Raw genomic sequence first — 26632 nt, 5'->3', positions numbered from 1 at the left:
TATACACAAAAATAGTAGCTCCATAATCTCTGCGGTAGTTTTACCCACTACAGAAATTATAGAGCCGTTTTGTGCACCCTGCACAAAACATTTTTTTTATTTTGTTCACTTTGCCATAGGATAATGAAGCGTTTTCATATATAATAAAATCATAATAACAAAGGAGTTCTATTTTATGGTAGAATTAAATTTAAAAAACATTTACAAAAAATATCCAAACAGCGAACACTACTCTGTAGAAGATTTCAACTTGAATATTAAAGATAAAGAATTTATCGTTTTCGTAGGTCCTTCAGGATGTGGGAAATCTACTACGCTTCGTATGATTGCTGGTCTTGAAGACATCACAGAAGGTGAATGTTCAATTGACGGACGCGTGGTGAACGATGTGGCACCAAAAGACCGTGATATTGCTATGGTTTTCCAGAACTATGCTTTGTATCCACACATGACCGTGCATGACAATATGGCTTTTGGTTTGAAACTTCGTAAATACAGCAAGGATGATATTGAAAAACGTGTAAATGAAGCAGCGGACATTCTTGGTTTGAAAGAATTCTTGGATCGTAAACCAGCTGACCTTTCAGGTGGTCAACGTCAACGTGTAGCCATGGGACGTGCCATTGTCCGTGATGCAAAGGTATTCCTTATGGACGAACCACTTTCTAACTTGGATGCGAAATTGCGGGTATCCATGCGTGCAGAAATCGCTAAAATTCACCGTCGTATCGGAGCAACAACTATCTATGTTACTCACGACCAAACAGAAGCGATGACCTTGGCTGACCGTATCGTTATCATGTCTGCAACGAAAAACCCTTCAGGTACAGGTACAATCGGACGTGTAGAACAAATCGGTACCCCACAAGAAGTTTACAAAAATCCAGTCAATAAATTTGTCGCAGGCTTCATCGGAAGCCCAGCTATGAACTTCATCAATGTTACCTTGAAAGGTGATGAAATCGTCGCACAAGACCTTTCTTTGAAAGTACCAGAAGGTGCCTTGAAGGTACTTCGTGAAAAAGGCTATGAAGGCAAGAAACTCATCTTTGGTATTCGTCCAGAAGACATCAATACAGAAGGTGCTTTCCTTGAAACATTCCCAGATTCAGTAGTTCATGCTAAAATCTCTGTATCTGAATTGCTTGGCTCTGAATCCCACTTGTATTGCCAAGTTGCAGACAATGAATTTATTGCCAAAGTAGATGCTCGTGATTACCTCAAAGCTGGAGCAGGCATTGACCTTGGCTTTGACTTGAACAAAGCACACTTCTTTGACCCAGAAACGGAAAAGACAGTTTACTAATTTACAACGCCTCTAGAATAAATTAATAAGAAAATGCAGGATGCCTTGTTTTATGCGAGACTCCTGCGTTTTTTTATAGAAGTTAACTATAAGGTGATTTATAAATAAGAAGAAGCTTTTTAAAATTTATGTTATACTAAAGTTATGGAAAATAACGATATTGTCTACGGTGTGCATGCTGTGACGGAAGCTCTCATGGCCAATACTGGGAATAAACTCTATATTCAAGATGACCTACGTGGGAAAAATGTTGCTAAGATGAAAGATTTGGCAGCAGAAAAAAAGGTTTCTATTTCTTGGACAAGCAAAAAAACACTGCAAGAAATGACAGGCGGTGCCGTTCATCAAGGCTTTGTCTTGCGTGTTTCAGAATTTGCCTATACAGAATTTGAAGCGATGTTGAAAATGGCGGAGCGAGAAGAGAATCCTCTGCTGCTCATTTTAGACGGTCTAACAGACCCACATAATTTGGGCTCGATTCTGCGGACAGCTGACGCGACAAATGTTACAGGCGTCATTATTCCTAAGCATCGAGCGGTTGGTGTCACGCCGGTCGTCGCAAAGACCTCTACTGGTGCAGTGGAGCATATTCCCATTGCTCGTGTGACCAATCTCAGCCAAGCTCTGGATAAACTAAAACATGCAGGTTTTTGGATTTTTGGCACAGATATGAATGGCACCCCTTCGACTAAGTGGAATACGGCAGGTAAGCTGGCTCTGATTATCGGCAATGAAGGCAAGGGCATTTCTGCTAATATTAAAAAGCAAGTTGATGAAATGCTTACCATTCCTATGAATGGACATGTGCAGAGCCTTAATGCTAGTGTGGCGGCGGCTATTCTCATGTATGAAGTGTTTAGAAATCGCCTATGAAACGGAAAATTTTATTAGTAGATGGCTACAATATGGTAGCATTTTGGCAGGAGACTCGTTCTTTATTTAACAAAGGGGAATTAGATGCAGCACGAACCATTCTGCTTAACAAACTCAGTAATTACGCCAGTTTTGAACAGTTGGAAATTATCTGTGTGTTTGATGCGCAGTATATGCCGGGAGTTCGCCAGACTTATGATGAATTCAATGTTACGGTTGTGTTCACTGAGGAAGAAGAAACAGCAGACGATTACATTGAGCGTTTGGCAACTGATCTCAACAACCCTATAAATCAAGTATCTGTGGCAACGAGCGACTTAAATGAGCAATGGACTGTCTTCGCACAAGGGGCTTTACGTGTATCGGCTCGTGAACTAGAAAAGCGAGTAGCTGTTACAAAGTCGGATCTGAATCAAATGAGCCAACAGCTTCAAATGGGAAAACCACCTTTGCGTCCTATGGACAATCCAACCTTGCGCGATTTACAGAAAATGATGGAGAAAAAGAAAGATGGCTTTTAAAATTTTAACGGATTCAACCGCAGACCTTCCAGAAAGCTGGGCTTTGGAAAATGATGTTCAAATCCTTGGTTTGACTATTCAGTTGGACGGAATAACTTATGAAACGGTCGGAGAGAAGAAACTGACGAGTGAGCAGCTCCTCTCTAAAATGGAAGCAGGTAGCCAGCCAACAACCAGCCAAATCAATGTCGGTCAGTTTGAAGATATCTTTCGTGGTTACGCTGAAATCGGTATGCCAGTTCTTTATATTGCTTTTGCCTCGGTCTTGTCAGGAACTTATCAGAGTGCGGTTATGGCACGGGATATGGTTTTGGAAGATTTTCCAGAAGCGGTTATCCGAATTATTGATACCAAGGCGGCATCTATGGGAGAAGGTATTCTGGTGATGAAAGCGGTGGAAGCGAAAGCTGCCGGTCAAAGTTTGAAACAAGTAGTAGCCTTAATAAAATCTTTAGTGCCAAAAGTGAAAACGTATTTTCTAGTAGATGACCTAAATCACCTCATGCGGGGCGGACGAATTTCAAAGACCGCAGCTCTTATGGGAAGTTTAGTCAATATTAAGCCAGTCATTGCAGTCAAGGGAGATGGAAGGCTGGATTCTGTGGCTAAAGTCCGTGGGAAGAAAAAGGCTCAGATTGAGGTGGTGCGCATGACCTTGGAGGATATTGCCGATCCGCGCGTGGTGATTGCTTATGCTGGAGCAGACAGCCAAGAGGTGGCTCAAGTCTTAAAAGAGCAACTTCTTATGTCAGAGCAAATCAATGATGTTTTAGTCTTGCCATTAGGTCCCGTTATTGCCACTCACACGGGTCCTGGAACTTTGGGACTATTCAGTATTGCCCATGAAAATCAAGATTAAGCGAAATGAAACCGTTCTTTCATAAATAATTTATCAAATATATTGACTTTTACCCCTAAAATTTGGTATGATAGTAAACGGTATTGTTTACCCCATTTGTAGGGCCCCGGAACCTTCCAAATAACTTGCGGACCGGAACATCCGCCTTGTAAACAAAAACGATATTCATATAGGAGAAATCATGAACAAAACAACATACATGGCTAAGCCAGGTGAAGTTGAACGTAAATGGTACGTGGTAGACGCTACTGATGTACCTCTTGGACGCCTTTCTGCCGTTGTAGCAAGCGTACTTCGTGGAAAAAATAAACCAACTTTCACACCTCACACTGATACAGGTGACTTTGTGATCGTTATCAATGCTGAAAAAGTAAAATTAACTGGTAAAAAAGCAACTGATAAAGTCTACTACACACACTCAATGTATCCAGGTGGATTGAAATCAATCACTGCTGGTGAACTCCGTTCTAAAAATGCTGTTCGTTTGATTGAGAAATCAGTTAAAGGTATGCTTCCACACAATACTCTTGGCCGTGCTCAAGGTATGAAATTGAAAGTATTCGTAGGCGCTGAACACACGCACGCTGCACAACAACCAGAAGTTCTTGATATTTCAGGACTTATCTAAGGAAAGGAACAAATAAGCTATGTCACAAGCACAATATGCAGGTACTGGACGTCGTAAAAACGCTGTTGCACGCGTTCGCCTTGTTCCAGGAACTGGTAAAATTACTGTAAACAAAAAAGATGTTGAAGAATATATCCCACATGCGGATCTTCGCCTTGTCATCAACCAACCATTCGCAGTTACTTCAACTGTTGGTCAATACGATGTTCTCGTAAACGTTCTCGGTGGTGGCTACGCTGGTCAAGCAGGAGCTATCCGTCACGGTATCGCCCGTGCCCTCCTCCAAGTAGACCCAGATTTCCGCGACTCACTCAAACGCGCTGGTCTCCTTACACGTGATGCCCGTATGGTAGAACGTAAGAAACCAGGTCTTAAGAAAGCTCGTAAAGCTAGCCAGTTCTCAAAACGTTAAGAACCAGCTACAATACAGCATTTACAACACTTCATGGTTCACACCGTGGGGTGTTTTTTGATGATTTTTTAGCAAAATTCACACCACTTTTTACACCAAATTCACACCATTACTTTTTAAGATTGCGGTAGGCGATTTCGCCAACAGCCATTGGTACAATGTTAGATGTGTTGACGTAAGTTTTAGTTGTGATAGTATCGCTATGCGTTAGAGCCTCAGAAATGGCTTCTAGTGATGTTCCTGCTTGCTTGGCAAGAGTTGCACCAGTATGGCGTAATTTGTGCGGTGTAGCGTGTGTCAGCTCTTTGTGACGGCGTTTGACTGACTTCATCTTGTTATTGAGATAATCAGCGTGTAAGGGACTATTCACATTGCCTTTCATATCGATATAAGTAAAAACATATTGTTCATCATATTGAATAATACCGAATTTTGCCAGTTCCGATTTTTGTTGTTTTTTCCAAGATTGGAGCAGGTCGGCTAGTTCAATAGGGATTTTAAAGGTTGTCTTTTTGTTTCCTTTGGTTGATTTGATATTTTTGTACTTATCAAGTGATTGTACTAACTGAATTTCCTGTTTGCTGATGTTAATGTGTTTCCATTGCAGCGCATAGCTCTCTGACTTCCTGTCTCCTAGAAAGAAGGTAGTATAGAAGAGTACATAGTCTTTGAATAGAATTTTTTCTGCTTCTAAGTCTTCTTCAAAGGCGGTAAACCATGCTTGAAGTTCTGCTTGTGATAGATATAAATCTTCATCATTTTTAGCATCTTGTAGTTTAATTTTTTTAGCTGCCTTAATACGGCTAATGGTTTTAGAGAGACGATTAGTTTCGATATATTCCAATTCCTCAGCCCAATCAAAAATAGAATTAACGTAACTTCTGATAACCTTAAAATTAGCGTATTCCTCTGCCTTTTGAGTCAGTAAGTTTAAAACAACTTGTTTATTTTGATTGAGAAAATCAATGGAATAATTTCCAAGCATGGGTAGGATATGCCTTCTAAAGACAATTTCTGTTCCAACGATAGTAGTTTGAGAAGGTGGTTTGGCAGTAGAAGTAGTCTGGCCTGCTTTGTAGGATTCCCACCAAACATTTTGATAGAAATCTGAAAAGAGGATAGAACCGCTATTCTCTAATGGAACAGACTCTCCACTAAGAATTTTATCAATCTTGTTTTGAAGTTCTAGTTCGTATTTTTTTGCTTCACTCCTTAATTTGAACCTTTTTTCAATCACTTTCTTATTCATTCCAAGTGAAGATTTGGCTTCTTCTGGAATGTAGACACGTAAGCGATAGGTTCCGTTTTTCGTTTTTGTTATTGACATAGTAGTATTCTCCTTGTGAATTGAGCTAGAAAAATACCGTGGCTTTATTATATCAAACCACGGTTGTAATGCTACTGATTTTGTAACCAGTGATTGAGTTTGGCTTTATCAAAGCGGACAGTTTTTCCAACACGAATTACTGGTAAACCTTTTTTGATCCAACTGTCAAGAGTGTTGTTGGATATTCCTAGATATTCGCAGGTTTGTCGTTTGTTTAAAAATGGTCTTTCAAAGTTGATGTTGTTTAGTTGATTTTCAATTTCTCGTTTAACTGCATCATCAATAAGAAGATGAATTTCTTCATCTGGGAAAATTACTTGCATTTGCTTACCCCTTGTTTCTTTCAGAAATTTTTGAGATAATAGCAACAACAAAAGTAGTTGTGCTATTTTTGTTGAGTGTTTGGGTTATCATTGTTGGTTTGGTCGCTGGCATTGATAACCTTTTTTTGTTTTATTCCAATTCATATTTGTCACCACTGTTTCTAGAATTTCTTCTAATGCTCCATCTCTCTGAATAGCAGGAGACTTTTGAAAAGTGTAAGAATGTTGAACGCGAATGTTAGTTCCGAAGGCTTCTATTGTGCTTTCTTCTGCTATTTTCTCGTGAGGACAAACATGGAAAATGTCATTGTGTATGTGTACTAACAGGTCAATCCTTCGTATAAATTGCCCTAAGTCTTCCTTGTAGTTCTCCCTGGCAAAGAAAAACAATTCAACTGGTGGCTTAGTACTCGTTATTAAAATAATTCTTGGTGCGCCTAGTTTATTGTGATAACGAGCCGATATTGGGCTGATCATATAAGGATCTAGTAATTTTAACCAGTCTGAAACAGTGAAGCTATCTCCTTTGATGTCGTCTAAGAATAAGATTTCTTCACCATTATATTCATCAAATGCATTAGTAGAAGCTGTCAGACATGCTTCCCAATTTAATCCATTCTTAACTGCATTTGCTTGAATAGCATTTATCAATTCTTTACTGAACTTAGTCTTTCCTACGCCGCTTTTGGCTTGTATAAAAATGACTGTCTTCTTAAATTGGCCTGCTTCAAGCTCTGCTATGGTCTGATAACTTCTGCGCTCCCCAGCTGTATCTAAAGCTTCGTTAACTTTTCGTTTATGTTGCCCATAAATTGCGTAATATTCATCGGTAAGCATGATCTTACTTTTAGTCAGTTTACCATCCAGTATTTGCTCGATTAACCAATCAACACTAAGATTCGTTTCCTTAGCTTTTTTGGTTGCTCGACCTTTAATCCATGTTTCCATGCTTCGTTGGTAAATGCTGGTATAATCTTCGCCCCTCACGGTTATAACTTCATCAGGTTGGTATTGATGTTTGCTTTCATCTTTGGCATGTACTAGGTAAGCCAAACAATTATCGTACCCGTATCGTCCAGATTTCAATTTTTCAAGATATTGAGGTTCTACGCGAATAGCTAGAGCAATTTTTGCTAATGAAGCGCCTCTTTCAAATTTTAATAAAGCATGAATATGGACTGCCTTATCTTGAACAACATTTTTCTTCTGGTTAGCATCCCAAGTTGAAATCTTATCTTTATCATGTTTAATGATATAAGCTTCTTTAACGATAATATTGTTAGATTCAAGATTATTGACAATCATTTTAAGCAATGGAAGGCAATCACCGTCCTTGGCTTGTTGAACTGGTGCCTTATAGTCAGCAGATAGCCAGTAGTCTGCTTCTAATTGTTGAACCAGCATAATTGTTGTAAGGTTTGCTTCTTTCTTTGCCATAAATAGATAGGCTCCTTTATTTTAATTATTCCTTTAACTATTCCCTTGATAAATCAAGGATTTGAAATTTGTTATGTTGCTTCAAACCCTTGCTTTATCTAGTGTTTTGTTATGCACGGCAGTTGACAAGCCCACTGCCGTGCAGGCGTTAGAAATAGTTAGAATTAGTTTTGTTTCATCTTTTCAAGATGACCGATCTTGTGACTCATCGGCTTCGTCATGAATCCATTTGTTGTTCCAACAGACTTCGCTAGTTGGAATACAAATGGATTTCCCATTATCTAATCCTCAAACCAAGGTGTTTCATAAAAGTGGGGGACCTCCCACTTTTTACCAGAACCAAGGATACGAGCGACACCTTGCCCCTTTCCATAGCTACGCTTTGGCATGTCAGCAAAACCAGACATGAGATATTTACGCTCATCTGCACAATCAGCAGCACCACCTAGCATAATAACAGCGTCAGAGCAATTTGCACGGGCTAAGGAGGGCAAAAACCCCTCTTTTGTGGCAAATTGAGATATAGCGATGATGTGGATGCCTGTACTTGCTCCAGTAGCTGAGAGTCTGTTGATGGCATTTGTCCATCTAGCAGTCAACTTGAGGGTTTTGTCAACTTTATCAAGGGACTCAAGTGAAGCATTTAAATTACCTAATTCATCGAAGAATAGTCCTATATCTGGCATGTTCTCCATTTCTAGATATTTGTCTTTACTTGTTTTATTGATTTTAGCCAGTCGTTCATCCATTATGGTGCACCAATATTCAGCACGTTCAACGATTTGAACAGGGTCTGATTGTCCGTTAAATTCTTTTACATATCTGTCATACTTAGCAGAGTTATATTCGACAACCCAACCTTGTAAGCTCATTAATCGAGCCATGTAGCGGCCCGCTAGAACTGATTTTCCTGCACGAGTACGAGCAATAATTGAAATATGTGGAGTAATATCAGCGTACCAAATTAAATCATTTGACAGACGGATAGCATGTTTATTGTTACTTGTGAATGGTTCTAACGTATTCATTTTGTCGGTGACGAGTAGCCGCTGTGAAGTAAGTGTATCCTCGAAGTAAAAGATGATATAGCTATCACCAGCTGTTAGTTCAGAATTGACCACAGCAAATCGCTGATATTTGCCAGATAAGATTCCAGAAACACGTTGTTCAAACTTTTCTCGGTCAGCACGTTCCCAGTTAGCTATGTTTTCGATGGCAATATAGCCGTTAGATTGTTCATCATCTAACCAGACATGTATTTCAGGCATTTCATTGCCGAAACGGGTTGTATTTGACAATTTGAGTACGTCTGTTATTTGTTTATCATTAAATAATCGTCTTAAACGCTTTGCCAACTTTTTAGATTCATCAGACATGCTAGGAATCTCAATTGATGAGACTTCTTCACGATGAAACCATGTATATGCAAATATAAGAATAGAAACGATATTTGTAATGATGCTGTAAAGTAGTATGCTTCGTAAATAAGAAGATAAAACTGTTACTATTTGGCTTATGAAGAACGACAAGACAGTCAATCCAATTGTAAACCCAAAGGCTAACAAGGAGACTTGATAGCCTTGAGGTCTGCAATTTTGTGTTGGCTTGATCCTTCTGAATCTACGCTTATGCATTACGTTGAACTACAGCTACTGAGTCAGCAGCATACCAACCGATACCATTTGCGGTTGCACCACCACGTACATTCTTAAATTGAAGAATTGTACCGAAACTAACATCGACTTTGTTTGGAGCTTTAATTGTATATTCGAGATCGTGAGCGGTGTCTACGGCAGAATACTTGTATTTTCCATCGATTTCCTCAATTGAACCAATTGAGACTACTTTTAAAGTCGGGATAACATCAGTTGTATATTCATTTCCAGTTTTTTCACTAGTCATTACTTTTGGTTGTGTCTCATGCAAGAGAACTTCTGCGAGAGTCCGATTCCAATTAGTCTTTGCCATTGCTTTTACCTGCTTTCATTTTTTCAAGGTTGGAAAAAATCTCTTCCAAACGGTTATTGATATGACGTTCTTTGTCAATTCGATCTATTAGCTCATTTTCAGACATTAAATCAATATCTGAGTCATATGCTATCGATAAGGTCAGGAACGACAAGCCATCCTGTCCATACCACAGCTCAGTTAACTCAGTCGGAACTGTTTCAAAAAACCAATCATTAGTGGCTCTTTGATACGCCGGGTTTCCAAAATGGATTAAACGTTTTGCTCGTAAGTCTCGAAGCGTCTTTTGCAACTTGGTATTCATGTATATTAACCTCATTTGTCTTTCTGTTCTAAGAAGGTCTCGCTTAGCCGAGATGTTTTAAGAAATCCGTATTTCTTATGCTTTTATTATACGAAATTATGTTTGACAATTTCAGGATTTATTTTTATAATATAAACTGAAATTTTCCGTTTTCAAAGAAAGGTTAACAATGTTTGCTAATTTATTAAATTACTATATTAAAAATGCACAGACTAGAATTAATGAACGAATTGAGGTTATCAATAAAAAACGTTCTGCTCTAAGGTCTTCTGGAAGCAGTCTTTACTCAGATTTAAAACCAATCAGGAATAGCCATTTATATAAACATAAACCAAAAACAATTAAAGTTATTAGGGAATCTGATCCCGACCAATTATACACAAAGATGACGGTCAGGGTTGCTGAGTCTATGTTAGAAAATATAAAGTTAAAGCCAAATTTTAAATCATACTCCTCAAATAAAGATGAGGAATTGGAAATGAGAAAGAATAACTTTGAATTTAATAGTCTTCAAGAAATTTTTTGGGGAGTCGGTGAAAGCTACACTGATAGCGACAAATTCAATTTCGTTTTAAATCTCTTTTTAGATTTATCCAATCATCCAGTGTATTCTTCTATGACATACTCTATCCTGATTGATTATGTCCCGTTAGCCAGATATAAAGCATTGGATAAAGCGATTGATGAAGATCAGGAATTCGGATCAATGTTTGCTCCTGATTATAAGAACGCGAATGTTGATGTATTTGCTGAAGCAGTATATTTGTTTTGTATGAACAATAAATCGGATGAAATGATGGAACGTTTTATTAAATTCTTAAATACGGAATACAAGTATGAATCAAAGGATCAAAATGGGCATTTTCTTTGGAAATCAGATATTATCCATTTTCAAAATTTCAATGAAGCATTTCAAAAGAAACTAAAAGATATACTTGAACCTATATTAAACATAGAAATGCACCAGTCTCTTGGGAAGCGAGCATATGATATTGTTCTTGATGACTTCAAAATTACTTCAAAATTAATGGAGATCAGTATGGTTAGAGGTCCTGAAGAGTATGGTCGTCACTTGACGATGGCGGAAAAGAACGATGTGGATGTTATGTCTGTTTTGTTAAGTGCAAGCGAAATTTATATTGATAAGTTGATAGAAGCGCAACAGGATATTTTTGGGGACATTGAAGAAAAGTACTTTAATAGTGAGTTATTTTTATCGTCTGGTACTCCATATTATTCAGAAGCCCGGCTTCATCAGTTGGTACAGCAAAAACGAAAGAAAGAGCTTGAAAAAGACTTAGATTTTGAACCTGAATTAAATAGTCTTGAATATTAAGACTAGAGGTAAAACTCTGATTTTTATTTACACAATTACGTGTTATAATAGAATAAAGCATTGAAACAAATAGGAGTTTTCTTTATGGCAAAAGCAAAAGTACAATCAGTTGAACCAATGGTAGCGGACCTGGTTAATGGTTGGTTAAAGTCGTATGGTTTGGATTATAAGCTAGAGCAAGAGACACTTAATTCTGAAATTGACAAGGCGTTAAATGAGTACGCTTCAAAAAGTGGAGGTACAGGCGGGAATCGTCCAGATGCCAAGCTCTTGCTTCAAGATAAGCATACTGACTACTGGCCTATCTTGATTGAGTATAAGGGCTACAAGGACAAACTGGAAAAGCTAGACAAAGATGGTCAGGTTGATAATCGAAAGGCAAATAATGAGCCTAATTATACTAATATCAACTCTTTTGCAGTTAATGGTGCGGTTCACTATGCCAATGCCCTTTTGCACTACACCAGCTACACCAATATTATTTCTATCGGTGTGACAGGTTATAAAGATGAGTTCGGAGAACTTCAGACACAGATTGGTGTCTACTTTGTTTCAAAAAATAATTTTGGTATTGGTCAAAAAGTAGATGACTATACTGACTTGTCTTTCTTGAAGTCTGCTAATTTTGATGTCTTTGTCGAAAAGGTCAAAGCATTAGAGCTGACAGCTGATGAAGCAGAAAAGCTGAAAGAACAACGTGAAAAAGAAATTGATGCTAGTCTAACCAAGCTCAATAATGATATTTATCAGAGTGAAAAAGGCTTGGGCGAAAATGATCGTGTCTATCTAGTGGCTGCTTCCATTATTGCAACGCTTGGTGTAGCGGGTAAGGTCAAACCATTGGATAAAGAAGATTTGAAATCTTCAACAGAAGAGGACAACCGAGACGGCGATATTATCATCCGAAAGGTTAACTCGTTTTTGAAAGAGAAGAAAATTCCAAAGGCTAAAAGAGATTTAATTATCCGTACATTAAAAAATACTCTAACGACTGATAATATTAATAAACCCGTTAATGGCGAAAGTCAGCTCAAGAGAGTATTTAGCAAGATTGTTGATGATTTAGGAATTTACTACAAGATTGGATTGAATACTGACTTTACAGGCAAGCTCTTCAATGAAATGTATTCATGGCTTGGTTTCACACAGGATAAATTAAATGATGTAGTCTTGACCCCATCTTATGTGGCAACCTTGCTGGTCAAATTGGCACGTGTTGATAAGGATTCCTATGTGTGGGACTTTGCGACAGGTTCTGCGGGACTTTTGGTTTCAGCTATGAATGAGATGCTCAATGATGCCAAGGCTAAAATCACGTCGCCTGACGAACTTTACAAAAAGGAAGCAGAAATCAAGGCAAATCAGCTCTTAGGCTTGGAAATTCTATCGTCTGTCTATATGTTGGCTGTTCTCAATATGATTATGATGGGGGACGGCTCATCAAATATTATCAACGAGGATTCCCTTACACAGTTTAATGGTAAATACGGTTATGGAAAGACCGATGAGAAATTCCCAGCGACTGCCTTCATCCTTAATCCGCCATACTCCGCAGAGGGGAACGGCATGGTCTTCGTTAAGCGTGCGCTTTCTATGATGGAGAAAGGGTATGCTTCGATCATCATTCAAGGTTCTGCTGGAAGTGGTAAGGCAACGGAGATTAATAAGGAAATCTTGAAATCGAATAGATTGCTTGCAAGTATTAAAATGCCTAGTGATTTATTTGTTGGTAAATCTAGTGTTCAAACCTATATTTACGTTTTTCGAGTTGGAGAAGCTCACGAAAATGACTATTCAGTAAAATTTATTGATTTTACAAATGATGGTTACACCAGAAGTAATCGTAAGAAATCTAGTAATAACCTTAGAGATACAGACCATGCTAAAGAAAAATATCAAGAAGTTGTAGATTTGGTGAAATACGGTAAAAGTAAACTACAGTATTTATCTGAAGAGGAATATTATGAAGGTAATATTGATGTTACTAACGGAAATGACTGGAATCAATCAGCACCTGTTGACCTGAAGCCTACTTTGAATGACTTTAAGAAAACAATTGGAGATTATTTAGCTTGGGAAGTTTCTAACTTGTTAAGAAATCAAACAGTAGAGGATGAAACGCTGGGAAAATAGAAGCCTCACTCAATCAAAAATTAGCAAGTGTTGAGTGGGGCGAATATCGAGTCGGTGATTTGTTTGACATTGTAAATACCCTTAGTTTTAATAAAGAGCGACTGACTGCTGGTGATGAATATGATTATGTTACGAGAACATCATTAAATCAAGGGATATTACAATCAACAGGATTTGTTAATGAAGCTAATTTGAATGAAGCAAATGTCTGGAGTTTGGGATTGTTGCAGATGGACTTTTTCTATCGAAAGAGAATGTGGTATGCTGGACAATTTGTAAGAAAGATTATTCCTAAGTTTGATACAACAGTCAATAATGCAAAATTCTTTTCTGTCATGTTGAATAAATTAAAGCCAGTCTTATTGCAAGTTCTTGTTAGGAATGTTGATGAAACATTCAGAAGCCAGGCACTATACTTACCAACTAAAAACAATCAAATTGATTTTGATTTTATGGAGTCCTTCATAGCGGAGCTGGAGGCGGAGCGTATAGCGGAGCTATCCGCTTACTTAAAAGTAAGCGGATTGGACAATTATGAATTGTCCGCTGAAGAGCTAAAAGCTCTTCAGGCCTATCACACTTTGGAGTGGAGAGAATTTAATTTAGAAAAACTGTTCGGTAAATCAACTCGAGGAAAACGATTAAAAAGTTTAGATAGAGTCAAAGGTAATTTACCTTTTGTCACAGCAGGTGAGACGAATACTGGAATATCAGCATTTATTGGAAACGATGTTGAGATATTTAAATCTAATACTACAACAATAGATATGTTTGGTTCTGCAAAATATCGAAATTATGAATATGGTGCAGATGACCATATAGCTGTTGTGCATACTGATAAATTAAATAAATTTGCATCTTTATTTGTAACTACAGCTATTCATAGAGCTAGTCATACAGGGAAATTTTCTTATGATAGAAATTTTTATGCTAAAGATGCAGATGAATTAATTATCTCTCTTCCTGTGAATGGTACAGATAATATTAATTATGAGTTTATGGCTCTCTTAACTCAGGCTATTCAAAAACTAGTTATCAAAGATGTTGTTAAGTATGCAGATAAAAGGATTAAAGCAACTAAGACGGTAGTAAAATGTCGTCAAGAAAACCGCTAACTAGATAGTGATAGTTAACGGTTAAGTATAATTGAAGAATGGTGTGAACTTTCTGGTAAGATCTAGCTCAATTCGTGTATTTTTATGATAAAATTCACACCATTCAGATGAAATTTATTCAAATTAGATGAAATATATCTTTTTGATAACGCGGGAAACCATTGATTTTTGGCATATATTGAGACTCATTCAAATGCGAGATGTTCAAACCAGGCTTGAAAAAGGCTCGTAAAGCATCACAATTTAGTAAACGTTAAAACTTATTTACACTTATTTAAAGCATTTCGTATCAAAAATACGGGATGCTTTTTCTGTTCACCCCAAATATTTGAACCTTGAATTTCCGTAGATAGGTTCCATTACGACTATTACCAGAATTATAGCCTACTTTATCGTAAGGTTCATACCCTAAAAGGGCTGATAATTCTACTTTAAGCAGGTCGTTCATAGCTGTTTCAAGAGAAGAACGAAAAAAATCATCGATATCTCGTTTTTTGACTAGGAAGTTAAGAAATTCTGTGGTAAACTGTATCATAGAAGTAAATCTCTTTCTAGTAATGTTTCGCAACTCTACTATAACGGATTTATTCCTTTTTGTGTTTACACAACTTATTTTACACACCTGATCGAATAACATTAGAAACGAATGTCTTTTATGTTTGAGGTATTACACAATAGTGGGAATACAGGTAGTATTGTACTGAGAGGTATCTTATGTTTAGTAAACTAAGTGACCATGACTTTAAAAAAGGAGTCTTTAGAACAAAGTTCAGTCAATTAGTAACTCCATTAGGAAAAGAATCTGACTGGGCTCATTCAAAAGGTCCAGAATATCTTTGGATTGGATTAGCTCTGCAATATGGAAATCGAATAGAGCAAATGGAAAGAATGATGTTAGCTCTGACTAATTTATCAAAAGCATTAGATTTAGAAAAAATCTTGCCTTTACCGGCAATGAGTTTAATACTTAATTTAGATATTGATGAGAAGAAAATTTTTGTTGAATCACTAAATTCTGCTTTCGACTTATCAATATTTTCTCCGCTTTCAATAGTTTTGCCTGATAGCGAAGAGGTTTTGAGTAAAAATTTTTACAGCAAGAGTCACTCTTTTAATCAAAGACTAGATATACTTGTTAAAGTACTAAATGAAGTATCTGACCAATATAGTCAATTATCAACGGATGTAAGATATTTTTTACTGTATTACAAGATGCTACAGGGAAAAATTCAATTTGTAGAATCGCAGTTACACATGGTAGACGGATTAAGTAAGTACCCTTACTTAGATATATCAGATCCAGAAATGAGAATTATTCGTCCTCAGATTCGCTCAATGGAGGTAGCTTTATCAATGTCCGAAGATATGAATTATCCTTATAGTAAAAGATTTTGGAATAATATTAGCCAGCTAACTGATTGTGAGGTATATTCAATTGTTATGGATAGAAGTAATACTATAGATTTGAATAAGATAAAAGATACAGTATCTTCGACATTAAAATATTACAGAGATATGCTTCAAAGTATAGAGCCTTTTAACGAGAAGCTCTATGTTTTGACTAGTATCCTAACCTATTCTTATAAGCGGTTACTAGAATTAATGAATCATGATTTGCAATATACGATTTCAGGTCGTTCCATAGTAAGGTCGTGCATTGAAAACTATGTGATGACAAAATATTTAATTGCCGAAGAAGAAAAACACAAAAATATTTGGGAAGAATATCAATATTATGGTATTGGTGGATATAAACTGATTTCAGAACGCTATATAGAAAATCAGCCTGAATTAACAAACTCTCATATTAATTTTGAATATCTGAATTTACTAATATCTGAATTTCAAAATAAAGAATTTATAGATATGGATACTAGATATTTCGGAAAAGGGAATATAAGACAAAAGTTTGAACAAGTTGAGGAAGATGATTTATATAAATATCACTATGATTATGATTCTCAATTTGAACATGGACTTTGGGGAGCGATTAGAGAAAGCTCAATTTTGAAATGCAACTCTGCTGGACACCAATTCCACGGTATTCCCGATGTAGACGATATTCAAAAATTACCCGATGTTAGTCATGATCTGGTGATGGTTTTAACAAAGCATCTATCAGTGATTAAAGAAGTGTTTCCCATTCCAAGTGAGCAAACAGAAGGTGATAGTTTATGCTAGATAGACTAAGACAATCACAAAATGAATATTTAGAGTTACTGAAGAGAGTTAGAGGGGACTTGGACTTAGAGAATGTGGCTTATCATTTAGATAAAATTAGAAATTTTTGGTTTAGAAAACAAAAATTATTAGAGATGTGTAGCCAATATCTCTTTAATAATTCGAACACATATTTTTATACAGCAGTTTCTAAATTTAATGTAGATAACTCAGATAAGAACATCATCTTTGCATTAGGGAATTATCAAATATTTGACGATCCAATACTATCCTATTTAGAAGTAATGGAAAAAGGAAATACAGTACATCAAATAGAAAGATACTTCAAAAAATTAAAAGAAAAAATTGTAGAGTCAATAGATGATTTGATAGTTTTATTAGAAAAAGAGATTCCAAATTTTTACGTATTACCACTAAGATTTTCTAGTTCAACCATCAACAAAGAAAAAGTTGATATCAGACCGTTTATTGAAAACTTCTTTATAGAAGGCATTGATTTTAATAATTTACACAAGTACGAGAATATAGATACTGTGGTCGTACATGAATACTTGTCGAAGATATTACTCTTTGATTATGATGATCCTACACAAGCGATAAAAGACCGTTTGAAACAATATCGAATTGAGTACTCAGATATAGTCCCACAAGATATGAATGATACAGAACTTTTCCGATTTATTATCTATGGCTATTTCAGTCAAGCTATGGATATTTTTCTGACTTCCTACTCTTTCAATATTTCCCCATTCTTTTCTAGCTTAACTACATACATAAATTATAATGTTTTCTTATTAAATATCGTGCACAATTCGAAAAAAGAAAAACTAGAACATTTCTTAAAAATGTCAAGATTAACCTTACCCATTTGGTTTGAATACGATAAAAAAGGAGTTGAGCTAAGTATTTCTGGAATACGTGAAAGAGCAAAAAATATAAACTTTTCAGATCGTATAAGAGAGATTTATAATGCTCTCGATGATTTCAACACCCAAGAGCAGTTGATTACTGAGGTTGAGAATTGTGTACATTTATTGATAAATTATGAAGGTAGAGGTTGCTAGTAATGTTGTTTCTCAATAACATAAGCTCCGAAAAAGAATTTTTTGTAATCTAATGATAATCCATTGTTTGTAAGATTAGGTTATAAGTGTTTATTTCCAACGAAAATGAAGTTTGAATGCTTAATTTAATAGGCTTTTACAGATATTTGATTTTTGTTACCCAAAACTAGGCGTGAAAAAAGCTCGTAAAGCATCACAATTTAGTAAACATTAAAACTTATTTACAATTTTGAAAGCATTTCGTTACAAAAATACGGGATGCTTTTTCTGTTTCCCCCAAATTTTTGTAACTAGATGATACTTGAAATTGATATAAATTTGGTTGTTCTTGATAAATCTAAGCAACAATAAGTGATCAAGTGAAAAGGGAGGAATCTGAAAGAAAAAATATCTTTGATAGTACTCATTTATTGTGAAATATGATATATTTATTAATTAGAAAGAGGAGAATATTGGAAATGGTAATGACACATAAAGATATTAAAAAGTTACACAAAAGGTTTGAGAGTGGAAGTCTTATTCTATAATTGAAATTCTATGAGGTTATAGCTTCAATTATTGGGCAGTACATTCAATTGATGAATAAAAAGAAATAATTACTAAATGATGGTAGTGAGTTAGGATAATATTTCAAATAAATGTGAGGGAACTATTAATTAATGGACGATTTTAATGAGTTTAAAAATCAGTTAAAGAAAAGTGGTCGTAGAGTACTAGAAGATAGTTATGTAAGACAGTATACAAAGATTTGGAATAATTATATCAAAAGTATTATTTCCAATTATAAAAGTAAGATTGATTTAGATTCGAAAAATGTTGAAGTAGTGGTTGTAGAAGAAGTACTAAAATGTAACGCATTTGTACAAAAAGTGGGGAAAACATATTTTATTGCAATAAACCATTATATAATAAAGTATTATCATGAACGAATTCGAGATGTATTTCTTCAATATAATAATTATATTAAAATGATGTACTGTTTTAAAGACACCTTAATTGCTTCAGATATGAATGAAATTTCTTTCACTCTTCGTAGTGGTCCTTATTTGAGTTTTTTTAACACGCCTGATTTAAGGTATAATACATTTGCAAATACTATTTTTAATAATATTTTGTTCTTTATAATCTTTCACGAATTTGGACATATTATTACTGGTCAATTAGAGGAAGAGAAGACTCAGAATATATTCTTTGAGCTTCAAGATCAACGTTCAGGAGATTTAGAAGATCAGGGGAAAGAATTTTTAGCGGATTTTTATGGGACTATATATACAGTATCAACAGCAATTACCTATAATACACTAAACATCAAATCATATACAACGGTAATAGGGTTACTTAAGTTTTCCGCTTGGTGCATGTTGTCTTTTTTTACGATTGATAAGGCAGAAGCTGATTTAGAAATAAGTTTTGAAGAATACTTAGAGAAAAATTCAAGATTTAAACACCCTCCTCTAGCTGTTCGCATGCACTATATCGAATTGATGATAGAAGGAGAGGTAGTATTTTCTCTAAATAAAACACGCAGACCAGATTGGTTTATCAAGGAAAAAAATGATCGAAAAAAAGGATTGATAAAATATATTATGTTTGCTTCTAGCTGCTTGTTATTTGAATTAATAAAAAACTCAGAAGAAAATATATCGTTGAAATATGGAGATGATGTATTAGGAACGTTGGTATCAAAGTACTATCTTGAAGTTCGGAAATCTGCAAGTTTAGTTTCTGAAAAGTTGAAAAAAGATAGCTTTGTAAATGTTACCATCCAAGAAGAAATAAGTGAGTCAGAAGGTGATGAAATCATAGAACTTGAAGAGTTTGAAACTAAGAAAAAGTATGATAAAGAAGTTTTTAACTCTTATGTGGTTGAAACTGTTGATGGTTTTTTGGATGAAGTGATATCAAATTTGTCTAAAAGATAATGAATTAAGGTAGTAGAAATTTTAATATTATTATTGAAAGGTTCAGCATTTATAGTTTTTAATTTCGACTAGTTTGTTTTAAAATGAATATTGAAAGGAATTATTCCCCTTTTTAGAATCTAATTGATTCATATTTTATGAAATTAATCAGTAGATATAGTTCTGAAAAGACTTGGTATTATGCTATTTTTGCTCTAATAGAAACCCATACTTTCCAAACCAGGTCTTAAGAAAGCTCGTAAAGCTAGCCAGTTCTCTAAACGTTAAGAACCAGCTTTACATCAACGATTACAGACACTCAATGTTTACCTCATTGGGTGTTTTTTCTATCATTTGTCAAGTATATCAAGTTTTTTTAAAGTTTTTATTTTCAAAAATGTTGTTTTCATCAAGCAGTAGTCTTGCTTTGAGTGATTTTTGGCTAAAAAGGTGTGTACGAAAACAACACCTTATCTAGCTATTTTTTTCATAAGGTGTTACAATGATAGAGCATAGACGGCTTTAATGATTTTGGGTTAAAGTGTAATCGTAAAGTTTGTTATGCGTAATGAGGTAATACATTGTCCTTATGAGGCGATGCATTGAGGCAATCGTATGAGGCTTAGTTGAAGTCGTCTGCGATTGTCTTTTTCGTTTCTCATAAAAGTCCACAATGTGGCAAGGATTGGTATGACTGGCCGAAGCAATGTTGTGAATCATCTTGAATGATTCCTTGTTTTAGTGATGTCGTTTTCAATACTCGACGTTGAACGTCCCACATACTTTGAACAGATTCCCACTAAAACAGGTGTCTTGCTAGTTTTTTGTACGACGTCTAGCGTCAAAAACACCCACGACTTAACAAGACACCTCTACTTTAACATAAAGAAAAAGCAGTGAGTACCATCTCCCGTCGGAGATTTCCTCACTACTAATCTTAGTATGTTTGATGATTTTTTAGCAAAATTCACACCACTTTTCACACCATTATTTATTTTAGGTTTCGGTAGGCGATTTCTCCAACGGCCATTGGAACGATGGTAGAGGTGTTGATGTAGTTTTTAGTTATGCAGTTGTATTTATGAAGTTTTACCATAGTGCTTCCTATTTTACCCATTATTTTTACGCTAATGTTTGTCATCATCAGTCATATAAGTAGTAAATTGTAGTCTGATGATTACTTTAAAAGTAGATAAATCATTTCTTTTTTTGCTGAATTCTAAATTATATGAAAGTCAGAGCACTGTTTAAATGTTGCTGTTACAAACCAAGGAAAAAGAGATACAAAAATAGCCTTTACAAACATATTGATTGTATGGGCTATTCTGTCAAAAATTACTAGCTAGGAAAAATAGCTATATTCTAAAAGCTCGATTTTTCGGGCTCTTTTTTAGTCTGTATGATCATCTTCGTCTAGTGAGATGTATTGGTCAAGAGAAGAATGAACAAGGGTTAAAAATTTTTCTTTGAAGACTTGTGGTGGGAGTGGCTTTTCTTGGGCTATCCATACTTCAATGTTGGCAATCACATAATGCACCAGTAAAGAGATGATAAAGTCATCTGGAAAATCAACAAGGGATTGATTCGGTTTGATATTTTCAAGTGCCCATTTTGTGTAAATCTTTTTTAAATAATTGGTCCAATAAGGGTCCGTTGAGCTAGAATACAGCATTTTTAGCCATTTTCGATTTTCATAAAGAATAGGGAAAATATTATCTGCAATGAAAAGAAATGGGTCTTTATTTGTTAGTGTATTGTATTCTAAAAAAGCCTCATAAATAGGTTTATCAATGTTCTCATGAATTGATTCAATAATATCGTCAACATTATGGAAATGATGTTTATAAATTGCTTGGCGTGAAATGCCAGCTTTCTTGGCGAGGTCACTCATTGAGAGATTGACTTCAGCAGGATTTTGCATTGCCAAGTCATAGAAAGCATCCAAAATCTTTTGTTGACTACCTTTTACCATATAAAACAGCTCCTTGTTCTTTTTAGTATAATGGAAAGAGAAAAAGATTGCAAGAAAAAGTGAATAATAAAGACTTTAATGCAGTCCTTTTAAAATTGCTATTTATTAAGTTTAACAAAAATATCATTTGTCATGAATCTGTGTTTTGTTTGAGATAGAATTAACATCTGTGAATGGTATTGTAAAAATAGGATAAACAAAAATATTGATAGAATAGTCTAATTATGATGTAATAGTAGAAGTGCAATATTTTTAATACATAATAATTTTACTATTATAAAACAGTGCTGAATAAGAGGATAAATTTTACGTAAATAATAGGATAAAATCATAGAGAATGTATACTAAAATATTGACGGTATAAATTTAAAGCGGTACAATATTAGTGTACAGTAGGGGGTGGCTGTCTTATTTTAGCTAGGCGTTTTTATTTGTGTCATTCTGTTATAAGGAGGAAAACGTGAAAAAAATAAAGGTAATGGTCGTTTTTGGTACAAGACCTGAAGCTATCAAGATGGCTCCACTTATTCTTCAATTGAAAAAACAATCAGAAAAATTTGAGACCATGACAGTTGTGACTGCCCAACATCGACAAATGTTAGATCAGGTATTGCAAACCTTTAACATTGAACCAGATATTGATTTGGACATCATGGGAAAAAGTCAAACATTAACGGATATTACAGTAAAAATTTTAAACCAACTGGACAAACTTTTAAAAGAAGTGAAACCTGACATCATTTTGGTACATGGAGATACAGCGACAACATTTGCAACAAGTTTGGCAGCTTTTTATAATCAAGTTCGAATTGGACATGTGGAAGCTGGTTTGAGGACATGGGAAAAGTATTCTCCATTTCCAGAAGAAATGAATCGTCAAATGACAGATGCTGTAACAGATCTTTATTTTGCTCCAACGATGCAAAGTAAAGAAAATCTCATTAAGGAAAATCATGATGAAAAAAACATATTTGTTACAGGGAATACAGCGATTGACGCTTTAAAATTGACTGTTCAAGAGAATTATCATCATGATGTTTTGGAGCAAATACCATCAAATCATCAGCTTATTCTCGTTACCATGCACCGTCGTGAAAATCAAGGAGAACCAATGCGTCGTGTGTTTAGAACCTTGCGGCAAGTGGCCGAAGCGCACGGTGATGTTGAGGTCATTTATCCTGTTCATTTAAGTCCAGCCGTTCAAGAGGTAGCAAAGGAAATTCTTAGCAATCATCCGCAGATTCATCTAATTGAGCCTTTAGATGTTGTGGATTTTCATAATATTGCAGCGAGAAGTTATTTCATTATGTCTGATTCTGGAGGTGTCCAAGAGGAAGCCCCTTCTTTGGGAAAACCGGTGCTGGTATTGCGTGATACGACAGAGAGACCAGAAGGCGTGACTGCTGGGACATTGAAGTTAGTTGGAACAGAAAGTGAGAATATTCGCGAGGCTATGGAGACATTGTTGACAGATGAGACTGTTTATCATCAAATGTCTCAAGCTAGCAATCCGTATGGTGATGGCAGAGCATCTGAGCGAATTGTAGAGGCGATTGCGCATTACTTTGGTTATGCAGCCAGACCAAAAAATTTTGTGATAGGAGAATAAGATGTATCGAAAAAAAGAACTGGAATGGACAATTGCTTTACTAATTATCGTAATTTTAGCAATTGTTGGTTATAGTTTCTATTTTGCGAGTAGTATTTTTTATGTTGAAATTATTTTGATTGTTCTTGCCATCTTGAGTGTATTTGTCTTACCAGATATGTTGCTGACTTGGCTGTTAATTTTTAGCGTTGTATTAGCAACTTTGTTTTTAGTGGCAGGTGTTGTGTATATACCAGCAAATCAGCGTTTCTTATTATTGATTACTTTTCCAGTAGTTCTGAGAATAGCCAAGCAAGTTAATATTCATCGACGAACCTATCTTTCTATTGTAAAAGACTATAGTGAGCAAGCAAAAGAATTGTATGAAAGCCATTTACAGGCGGTTCGAGATGGACGGGAAGAAAGCTTTCAAGCCTTATTAGTTCATTGGGCGCATAATGATTATTTTCAACAAATTTATCCAAAAGAATTTCGTTGGATGTTGGTGCGCCTCTATGCAACTTTAAAGAAATGCATGCAAGAAACAGGAACAGTTTATTATCTTTCAAATGGAAATTTTCTCATTTTATCTTCAGGAGAAGGACAGTCTCTAGTAGAATTATTTCAGCACAGCATGCTTGCTAAATTGTTACTGTTGCGTTTTAAAACCAGTAAGAGTGTGCAAGAAGTTCAATACAAATCAGGTTATTTGCTGATTGATTCAGAGAATTATGAAAAGTTTTCTGATGTTGATGACTTTATGAAAAATCTAGAAAGACAGCTTGAGACAGACATTATTGTAGAATACTAGGAGGGAATCTGTGATCATAACCAATATATTTTTTGGAGTAGCATTGGCAATTAGTATCTTTTTTGCTGTATGCTTTGTTGTGCTGTTTATTTGTTATTTAGTCATTTATAACAGAGTGAATAAAAACTTTAAGGCGGTGAACCATGATTAGTCAGTTGATTATGATTATCACTCTGGTATCCATTTGGTTATCCTTGGTTTGGAGTTTAGTTACTTTGAGTTCAGGTGTTCATTTTTGGCTAAAACATAGCGACTTTAAAGTAGATACTAGTCCTTTAGAGAGCTATCCGATGGTTACAATTGTGGTACCAGCCCATAATGAAGATGTGGTCATTGCGCAAACAACAAGAGCTATTTTGGATATGAATTACCCACATGACAAAGTGGAATTGCTTTTATTTGCGGACAATTGTGAAGATACTACTTATCAAGAAATGTTAAAAGTAAAAGCGATGCCAGAATATGCTACACGAGATATTACCATTACAGACCGGAAGGGGACTGGCGGAAAAGCAGGCGTTTTAAATGATGCTCTGAAAATGGCGAAGGGTGAATATATCTGCGTTTATGATGCAGATGCTATGCCAGAGAAAAATGCTCTTTATTTTCTGGTTAAGAAAGTTCTGGAAGATCCAGAACGCCACGTGGCATCTTTTGGGCGAAATAAGACGCGAAATGCAAATCAAAATTTCTTAACACGTTGTATCAATCAAGAGATTGTCGTAACGCAACGAATTCAACATGTTGGTATGTGGCATATGTTTAAAATTGGTCGCATTCCTGGCACAAACTTTATTATCAACACTGAATTTGTAAAAAGCATTGGTGGGTGGCGAAATGGCGCCTTGACAGAAGATACTGATATTTCTTTTAAAATTATGCAAAGTGGGAAATTGATTGCTTTGGCTTATAATTCTGAAGCTTTCCAACAAGAACCAGAGACAGTTAAAAGCTATTATATGCAGCGGAAACGTTGGGCTAAAGGAAATTATGAAGTTGTTATTTCAAATTTCAAGCATTTGTTTGACAAGAGCAATTGGCGTGTGAAATTAGAAGTTGCATATTATTCCTGTGTTTTCTTCTGGTTTAATGCAGCAATAATTTTATCAGATATTGTCCTTTTGTCAAATGTGATTGCTATTATTGTTCATCTATTTGTTCCAAGTGTTCATATTCCTTTTACATTTGATTCAAATAATATTTACATTGCGCAATTGATGTTGTTTAATTGGCTTTTGATGATTATGCTATATCTCTTACAAATCAATATCGCTCTAGCCTCCCAATTTGGTCAAGCGACTTCTAAGCAGATTTGGTTAGCTTTGATTTCTTACTTTACTTATTCGCAGCTATTCATCATTGTTTCAATTGATGCTGTAACTTCTGTGACCTTGGACAAACTCTTCCATCGTGACGGAACCAAGTGGGTTAAAACGAAGCGATTTGCAGGATAGGAGGAAACGTGAAAAGAACAAATTTAAGATATGTTTGGTTAGTTGCTATTTTATTGGCAATCATTACTATTTTTACTTATGTTAGATTCAATAGTACAGGTCATTTGAAGAATCAGATTTACCAACAATGGTCAAAAAATTATGTAGTTCAGCAAAAAGACAAGGCCTACGTCAAAACAACGAACGATAAGAAAAAAAATGTTGTGCTGTCTGAATCGCAGGGCTATGGAATGGTGACTGCGGTTGAAGCGGCAAAGCAAGGGTATGCCAGCCAGAAAGATTTTGAACGTTTGTACAATTATTATTTGGCACATCGTATGAAAAATACGCAGCTGATGTCATGGCGACAAACAGTCAAGAATGGTGTCGTTACAGCCAAAACCAATAATGCAACAGATGGCGATCTTTATATTGCGTATGCTCTGATTCAAGCAGCTAAATTATGGCCACAGAAGGCTGCCGTTTATAATGCGCAGGCCAAGGCAATCTTGAAGGATATTTTGACTTATAATTACAATAGTACAACAGGAGTGTTGACAGTTGGGAACTGGGCAACATCAGACTCAAAATACTATCGTTTAATGCGAACATCAGATGTTCTTCCAGCTCAGTTCCAAGCTTTTTACAAGTTGACAGGTAATAGGCAATGGTTAAATATCAGATCAAACATGCTATCTAAATTGGAAATGATAAGTGCTAAAACAAAAACAGGTCTACTTCCTGATTTCCTTTGGGTGGAAGCAGATACAGTTCGGGCAGCTGAGAAAAAAGCTGTTGCTTCTAAGTATGACGGTGATTATTATTACAATGCTTGTCGCTTGCCATATAATTTAGCGCAAAGTCGGGATAAACAAAGCCAGAATATATTGAATAAAATGATGAATTTCTTTATGAAACAAGAAGTGCTTTATGCTGGTTATACGTTAAAAGGCAAGGCTCTAAGTCATTATCAGTCTGCTAGTTTTGGCGCTCCGATTTTCTATGCAGCCAGCCGAAATTCAGCATATCGAAAACTGGTTCAGCAAAATAAATATATTTTTATGCAAGATTTGTCAAAGGAAAATTATTACGAAGCAGCCATGATTACCCTTGTTGCACTAGATGCTTTATAAACTAAAT

The 26632-nt window shown here is 35.6% G+C and carries 23 protein-coding genes and 3 pseudogenes; 17 read left to right on the top strand and 9 right to left on the bottom strand.

The window, feature by feature from the left end:
- Nucleotides 1-175 precede the first annotated feature (175 nt).
- The 6 genes from RG565_RS07120 to rpsI (RG565_RS07095) all read left to right on the top strand — a co-directional run bounded on the left by RG565_RS07120 (nucleotide 176) and on the right by rpsI (RG565_RS07095) (nucleotide 4599).
- Nucleotides 176-1306: an ABC transporter ATP-binding protein gene (locus RG565_RS07120; RefSeq protein ID WP_022525160.1), complete on the top strand. Its 1131-nt coding sequence runs from the start codon at nucleotides 176-178 to the stop codon at nucleotides 1304-1306.
- Between the two features lie 144 nt (nucleotides 1307-1450).
- Nucleotides 1451-2179: a 23S rRNA (guanosine(2251)-2'-O)-methyltransferase RlmB gene (gene rlmB / locus RG565_RS07115; RefSeq protein ID WP_126467629.1), complete on the top strand. Its 729-nt coding sequence runs from the start codon at nucleotides 1451-1453 to the stop codon at nucleotides 2177-2179.
- Nucleotides 2176-2700: an NYN domain-containing protein gene (locus RG565_RS07110; protein ID WP_247937035.1), complete on the top strand. Its 525-nt coding sequence runs from the start codon at nucleotides 2176-2178 to the stop codon at nucleotides 2698-2700. The genes rlmB and RG565_RS07110 overlap by 4 nt, the downstream gene beginning before the upstream one ends.
- Nucleotides 2690-3559: a DegV family protein gene (locus tag RG565_RS07105; RefSeq protein ID WP_247937036.1), complete on the top strand. Its 870-nt coding sequence runs from the start codon at nucleotides 2690-2692 to the stop codon at nucleotides 3557-3559. Before RG565_RS07110 ends, RG565_RS07105 begins: the two co-directional genes overlap by 11 nt.
- Nucleotides 3560-3740: 181 nt before the next feature.
- Nucleotides 3741-4187: a 50S ribosomal protein L13 gene (gene rplM, locus RG565_RS07100; protein ID WP_003026230.1), complete on the top strand. Its 447-nt coding sequence runs from the start codon at nucleotides 3741-3743 to the stop codon at nucleotides 4185-4187.
- 19 nt (nucleotides 4188-4206) lie between these two features.
- On the top strand, nucleotides 4207-4599 hold the full coding sequence (gene rpsI / locus RG565_RS07095; protein ID WP_003035124.1) for a 30S ribosomal protein S9: 393 nt from the start codon (nucleotides 4207-4209) through the stop codon (nucleotides 4597-4599).
- 109 nt (nucleotides 4600-4708) lie between these two features.
- On the opposite strand, the gene xerC is transcribed toward rpsI (RG565_RS07095), so the two are convergent.
- The 6 genes from xerC to RG565_RS07065 form a co-directional block, all read right to left on the bottom strand.
- Entirely contained in the window at nucleotides 4709-5926 is a 1218-nt protein-coding gene (gene xerC / locus RG565_RS07090) for a tyrosine recombinase XerC (RefSeq protein WP_247937041.1), read from the bottom strand.
- Between the two features lie 71 nt (nucleotides 5927-5997).
- Nucleotides 5998-6249 carry an AlpA family transcriptional regulator gene (locus tag RG565_RS07085; RefSeq protein ID WP_247937042.1) on the bottom strand — a complete coding sequence of 84 codons (252 nt, stop codon included), beginning with the start codon at nucleotides 6247-6249 and terminating at the stop codon, nucleotides 5998-6000.
- Nucleotides 6250-6336: 87 nt separating this feature from the next.
- On the bottom strand, nucleotides 6337-7686 hold the full coding sequence (locus RG565_RS07080; RefSeq protein WP_247937043.1) for a Rep family protein: 1350 nt from the start codon (nucleotides 7684-7686) through the stop codon (nucleotides 6337-6339).
- 281 nt (nucleotides 7687-7967) lie between these two features.
- Nucleotides 7968-9062: a cell division protein FtsK gene (locus RG565_RS07075; RefSeq protein WP_268734206.1), complete on the bottom strand. Its 1095-nt coding sequence runs from the start codon at nucleotides 9060-9062 to the stop codon at nucleotides 7968-7970.
- Nucleotides 9063-9312: 250 nt separating this feature from the next.
- The gene (locus tag RG565_RS07070; protein ID WP_247937045.1) at nucleotides 9313-9654 is read right to left on the bottom strand and encodes a hypothetical protein; all 342 of its coding nucleotides are present in this window, start codon (nucleotides 9652-9654) and stop codon (nucleotides 9313-9315) included.
- The gene (locus RG565_RS07065; RefSeq protein ID WP_247937046.1) at nucleotides 9641-9958 is read right to left on the bottom strand and encodes a hypothetical protein; all 318 of its coding nucleotides are present in this window, start codon (nucleotides 9956-9958) and stop codon (nucleotides 9641-9643) included. The genes RG565_RS07070 and RG565_RS07065 overlap by 14 nt, the downstream gene beginning before the upstream one ends.
- 169 nt (nucleotides 9959-10127) lie before the next feature.
- Between RG565_RS07065 and RG565_RS07060 the strand changes: the two genes are divergently transcribed.
- From RG565_RS07060 to rpsI (RG565_RS07045), 4 genes and pseudogenes are all read left to right on the top strand, one after another.
- Complete coding sequence (locus tag RG565_RS07060) at nucleotides 10128-11294, top strand: hypothetical protein (protein WP_247937047.1); 1167 nt, start codon at nucleotides 10128-10130, stop codon at nucleotides 11292-11294.
- An 84-nt stretch (nucleotides 11295-11378) separates the two neighbouring features.
- Complete coding sequence (locus tag RG565_RS07055; RefSeq protein ID WP_247937048.1) at nucleotides 11379-13427, top strand: class I SAM-dependent DNA methyltransferase; 2049 nt, start codon at nucleotides 11379-11381, stop codon at nucleotides 13425-13427.
- The gene (locus tag RG565_RS07050; protein ID WP_268732247.1) at nucleotides 13424-14542 is read left to right on the top strand and encodes a restriction endonuclease subunit S; all 1119 of its coding nucleotides are present in this window, start codon (nucleotides 13424-13426) and stop codon (nucleotides 14540-14542) included. The genes RG565_RS07055 and RG565_RS07050 overlap by 4 nt, the downstream gene beginning before the upstream one ends.
- Nucleotides 14543-14724: 182 nt before the next feature.
- Nucleotides 14725-14799 (top strand): annotated as a pseudogene (gene rpsI / locus RG565_RS07045) (30S ribosomal protein S9); the annotation flags it as partial.
- 41 nt (nucleotides 14800-14840) lie between these two features.
- Here the strand turns inward: rpsI (RG565_RS07045) and RG565_RS07040 are convergent.
- Nucleotides 14841-15077 (bottom strand): annotated as a pseudogene (locus tag RG565_RS07040) (transposase); the annotation flags it as partial.
- Nucleotides 15078-15256: 179 nt separating this feature from the next.
- On the opposite strand from RG565_RS07040, the gene RG565_RS07035 reads away from it, so the two are divergent.
- The 3 genes from RG565_RS07035 to RG565_RS07025 all read left to right on the top strand — a co-directional run bounded on the left by RG565_RS07035 (nucleotide 15257) and on the right by RG565_RS07025 (nucleotide 19709).
- Complete coding sequence (locus RG565_RS07035; RefSeq protein WP_247937050.1) at nucleotides 15257-16723, top strand: DUF5677 domain-containing protein; 1467 nt, start codon at nucleotides 15257-15259, stop codon at nucleotides 16721-16723.
- Entirely contained in the window at nucleotides 16717-17787 is a 1071-nt protein-coding gene (locus RG565_RS07030) for a hypothetical protein (protein WP_247937051.1), read from the top strand. Before RG565_RS07035 ends, RG565_RS07030 begins: the two co-directional genes overlap by 7 nt.
- Nucleotides 17788-18446: 659 nt before the next feature.
- Entirely contained in the window at nucleotides 18447-19709 is a 1263-nt protein-coding gene (locus RG565_RS07025) for a hypothetical protein (RefSeq protein WP_247937052.1), read from the top strand.
- A 501-nt stretch (nucleotides 19710-20210) separates the two neighbouring features.
- On the opposite strand, the pseudogene RG565_RS07020 reads toward RG565_RS07025, so the two are convergent.
- Together RG565_RS07020 and RG565_RS07015 are read right to left on the bottom strand one after the other, a co-directional pair.
- Nucleotides 20211-20414: pseudogene (locus tag RG565_RS07020) on the bottom strand (IS110 family transposase); the annotation flags it as partial.
- 664 nt (nucleotides 20415-21078) lie between these two features.
- Nucleotides 21079-21660 (bottom strand): TetR/AcrR family transcriptional regulator, encoded by a 582-nt coding sequence (locus RG565_RS07015; RefSeq protein ID WP_268732224.1) that lies wholly within the window; start codon nucleotides 21658-21660, stop codon nucleotides 21079-21081.
- A 460-nt stretch (nucleotides 21661-22120) separates the two neighbouring features.
- On the opposite strand from RG565_RS07015, the gene wecB reads away from it, so the two are divergent.
- From wecB to RG565_RS06995, 4 genes are all read left to right on the top strand, one after another.
- Complete coding sequence (wecB, locus tag RG565_RS07010; protein WP_308937463.1) at nucleotides 22121-23269, top strand: non-hydrolyzing UDP-N-acetylglucosamine 2-epimerase; 1149 nt, start codon at nucleotides 22121-22123, stop codon at nucleotides 23267-23269.
- 1 nt (nucleotide 23270) lies between these two features.
- On the top strand, nucleotides 23271-24059 hold the full coding sequence (locus tag RG565_RS07005; protein WP_221738973.1) for a hypothetical protein: 789 nt from the start codon (nucleotides 23271-23273) through the stop codon (nucleotides 24057-24059).
- A 143-nt stretch (nucleotides 24060-24202) separates the two neighbouring features.
- Nucleotides 24203-25513, top strand: coding sequence for a glycosyltransferase (locus RG565_RS07000; RefSeq protein WP_049534485.1), 1311 nt, complete (start codon nucleotides 24203-24205; stop codon nucleotides 25511-25513).
- An 8-nt stretch (nucleotides 25514-25521) separates the two neighbouring features.
- The gene (locus RG565_RS06995) at nucleotides 25522-26625 is read left to right on the top strand and encodes a glycosyl hydrolase family 8 (RefSeq protein WP_268734205.1); all 1104 of its coding nucleotides are present in this window, start codon (nucleotides 25522-25524) and stop codon (nucleotides 26623-26625) included.
- Nucleotides 26626-26632 lie beyond the last annotated feature (7 nt).

Origin of the sequence: Streptococcus sp. IsoGale021 (assembly GCF_031142795.1) — a bacterium.
Taxonomy (GTDB): domain Bacteria; phylum Bacillota; class Bacilli; order Lactobacillales; family Streptococcaceae; genus Streptococcus; species Streptococcus hominis.
The sequence above is the reverse complement of the archived record's forward strand: the minus strand, read 5'-3'. Positions and strand labels throughout refer to the sequence as shown.

What these genes read in the sequence shown, in the direction of transcription:
- RG565_RS07120 (WP_022525160.1), top strand. Translation starts at nt 176, where the DNA reads ATGGTAGAATTAAATTTAAAAAACATTTACAAAAAATATCCAAACAGC.
- rplM (WP_003026230.1), top strand. Translation starts at nt 3,741, where the DNA reads ATGAACAAAACAACATACATGGCTAAGCCAGGTGAAGTTGAACGTAAA.
- RG565_RS07035 (WP_247937050.1), top strand. Translation starts at nt 15,257, where the DNA reads ATGTTTAGTAAACTAAGTGACCATGACTTTAAAAAAGGAGTCTTTAGA.
- RG565_RS07030 (WP_247937051.1), top strand. Translation starts at nt 16,717, where the DNA reads ATGCTAGATAGACTAAGACAATCACAAAATGAATATTTAGAGTTACTG.
- RG565_RS07025 (WP_247937052.1), top strand. Translation starts at nt 18,447, where the DNA reads ATGGACGATTTTAATGAGTTTAAAAATCAGTTAAAGAAAAGTGGTCGT.
- RG565_RS07075 (WP_268734206.1), bottom strand. Translation starts at nt 9,062, where the DNA reads ATGTCTGATGAATCTAAAAAGTTGGCAAAGCGTTTAAGACGATTATTT.
- RG565_RS07015 (WP_268732224.1), bottom strand. Translation starts at nt 21,660, where the DNA reads ATGGTAAAAGGTAGTCAACAAAAGATTTTGGATGCTTTCTATGACTTG.
- RG565_RS07005 (WP_221738973.1), top strand. Translation starts at nt 23,271, where the DNA reads ATGTATCGAAAAAAAGAACTGGAATGGACAATTGCTTTACTAATTATC.
- RG565_RS07080 (WP_247937043.1), bottom strand. Translation starts at nt 7,686, where the DNA reads ATGGCAAAGAAAGAAGCAAACCTTACAACAATTATGCTGGTTCAACAA.
- RG565_RS07110 (WP_247937035.1), top strand. Translation starts at nt 2,176, where the DNA reads ATGAAACGGAAAATTTTATTAGTAGATGGCTACAATATGGTAGCATTT.
- RG565_RS07060 (WP_247937047.1), top strand. Translation starts at nt 10,128, where the DNA reads ATGTTTGCTAATTTATTAAATTACTATATTAAAAATGCACAGACTAGA.
- RG565_RS07000 (WP_049534485.1), top strand. Translation starts at nt 24,203, where the DNA reads ATGATTAGTCAGTTGATTATGATTATCACTCTGGTATCCATTTGGTTA.
- RG565_RS07105 (WP_247937036.1), top strand. Translation starts at nt 2,690, where the DNA reads ATGGCTTTTAAAATTTTAACGGATTCAACCGCAGACCTTCCAGAAAGC.
- RG565_RS07055 (WP_247937048.1), top strand. Translation starts at nt 11,379, where the DNA reads ATGGCAAAAGCAAAAGTACAATCAGTTGAACCAATGGTAGCGGACCTG.
- RG565_RS07070 (WP_247937045.1), bottom strand. Translation starts at nt 9,654, where the DNA reads ATGGCAAAGACTAATTGGAATCGGACTCTCGCAGAAGTTCTCTTGCAT.
- rlmB (WP_126467629.1), top strand. Translation starts at nt 1,451, where the DNA reads ATGGAAAATAACGATATTGTCTACGGTGTGCATGCTGTGACGGAAGCT.
- xerC (WP_247937041.1), bottom strand. Translation starts at nt 5,926, where the DNA reads ATGTCAATAACAAAAACGAAAAACGGAACCTATCGCTTACGTGTCTAC.
- RG565_RS07085 (WP_247937042.1), bottom strand. Translation starts at nt 6,249, where the DNA reads ATGCAAGTAATTTTCCCAGATGAAGAAATTCATCTTCTTATTGATGAT.
- RG565_RS07065 (WP_247937046.1), bottom strand. Translation starts at nt 9,958, where the DNA reads ATGAATACCAAGTTGCAAAAGACGCTTCGAGACTTACGAGCAAAACGT.
- rpsI (WP_003035124.1), top strand. Translation starts at nt 4,207, where the DNA reads ATGTCACAAGCACAATATGCAGGTACTGGACGTCGTAAAAACGCTGTT.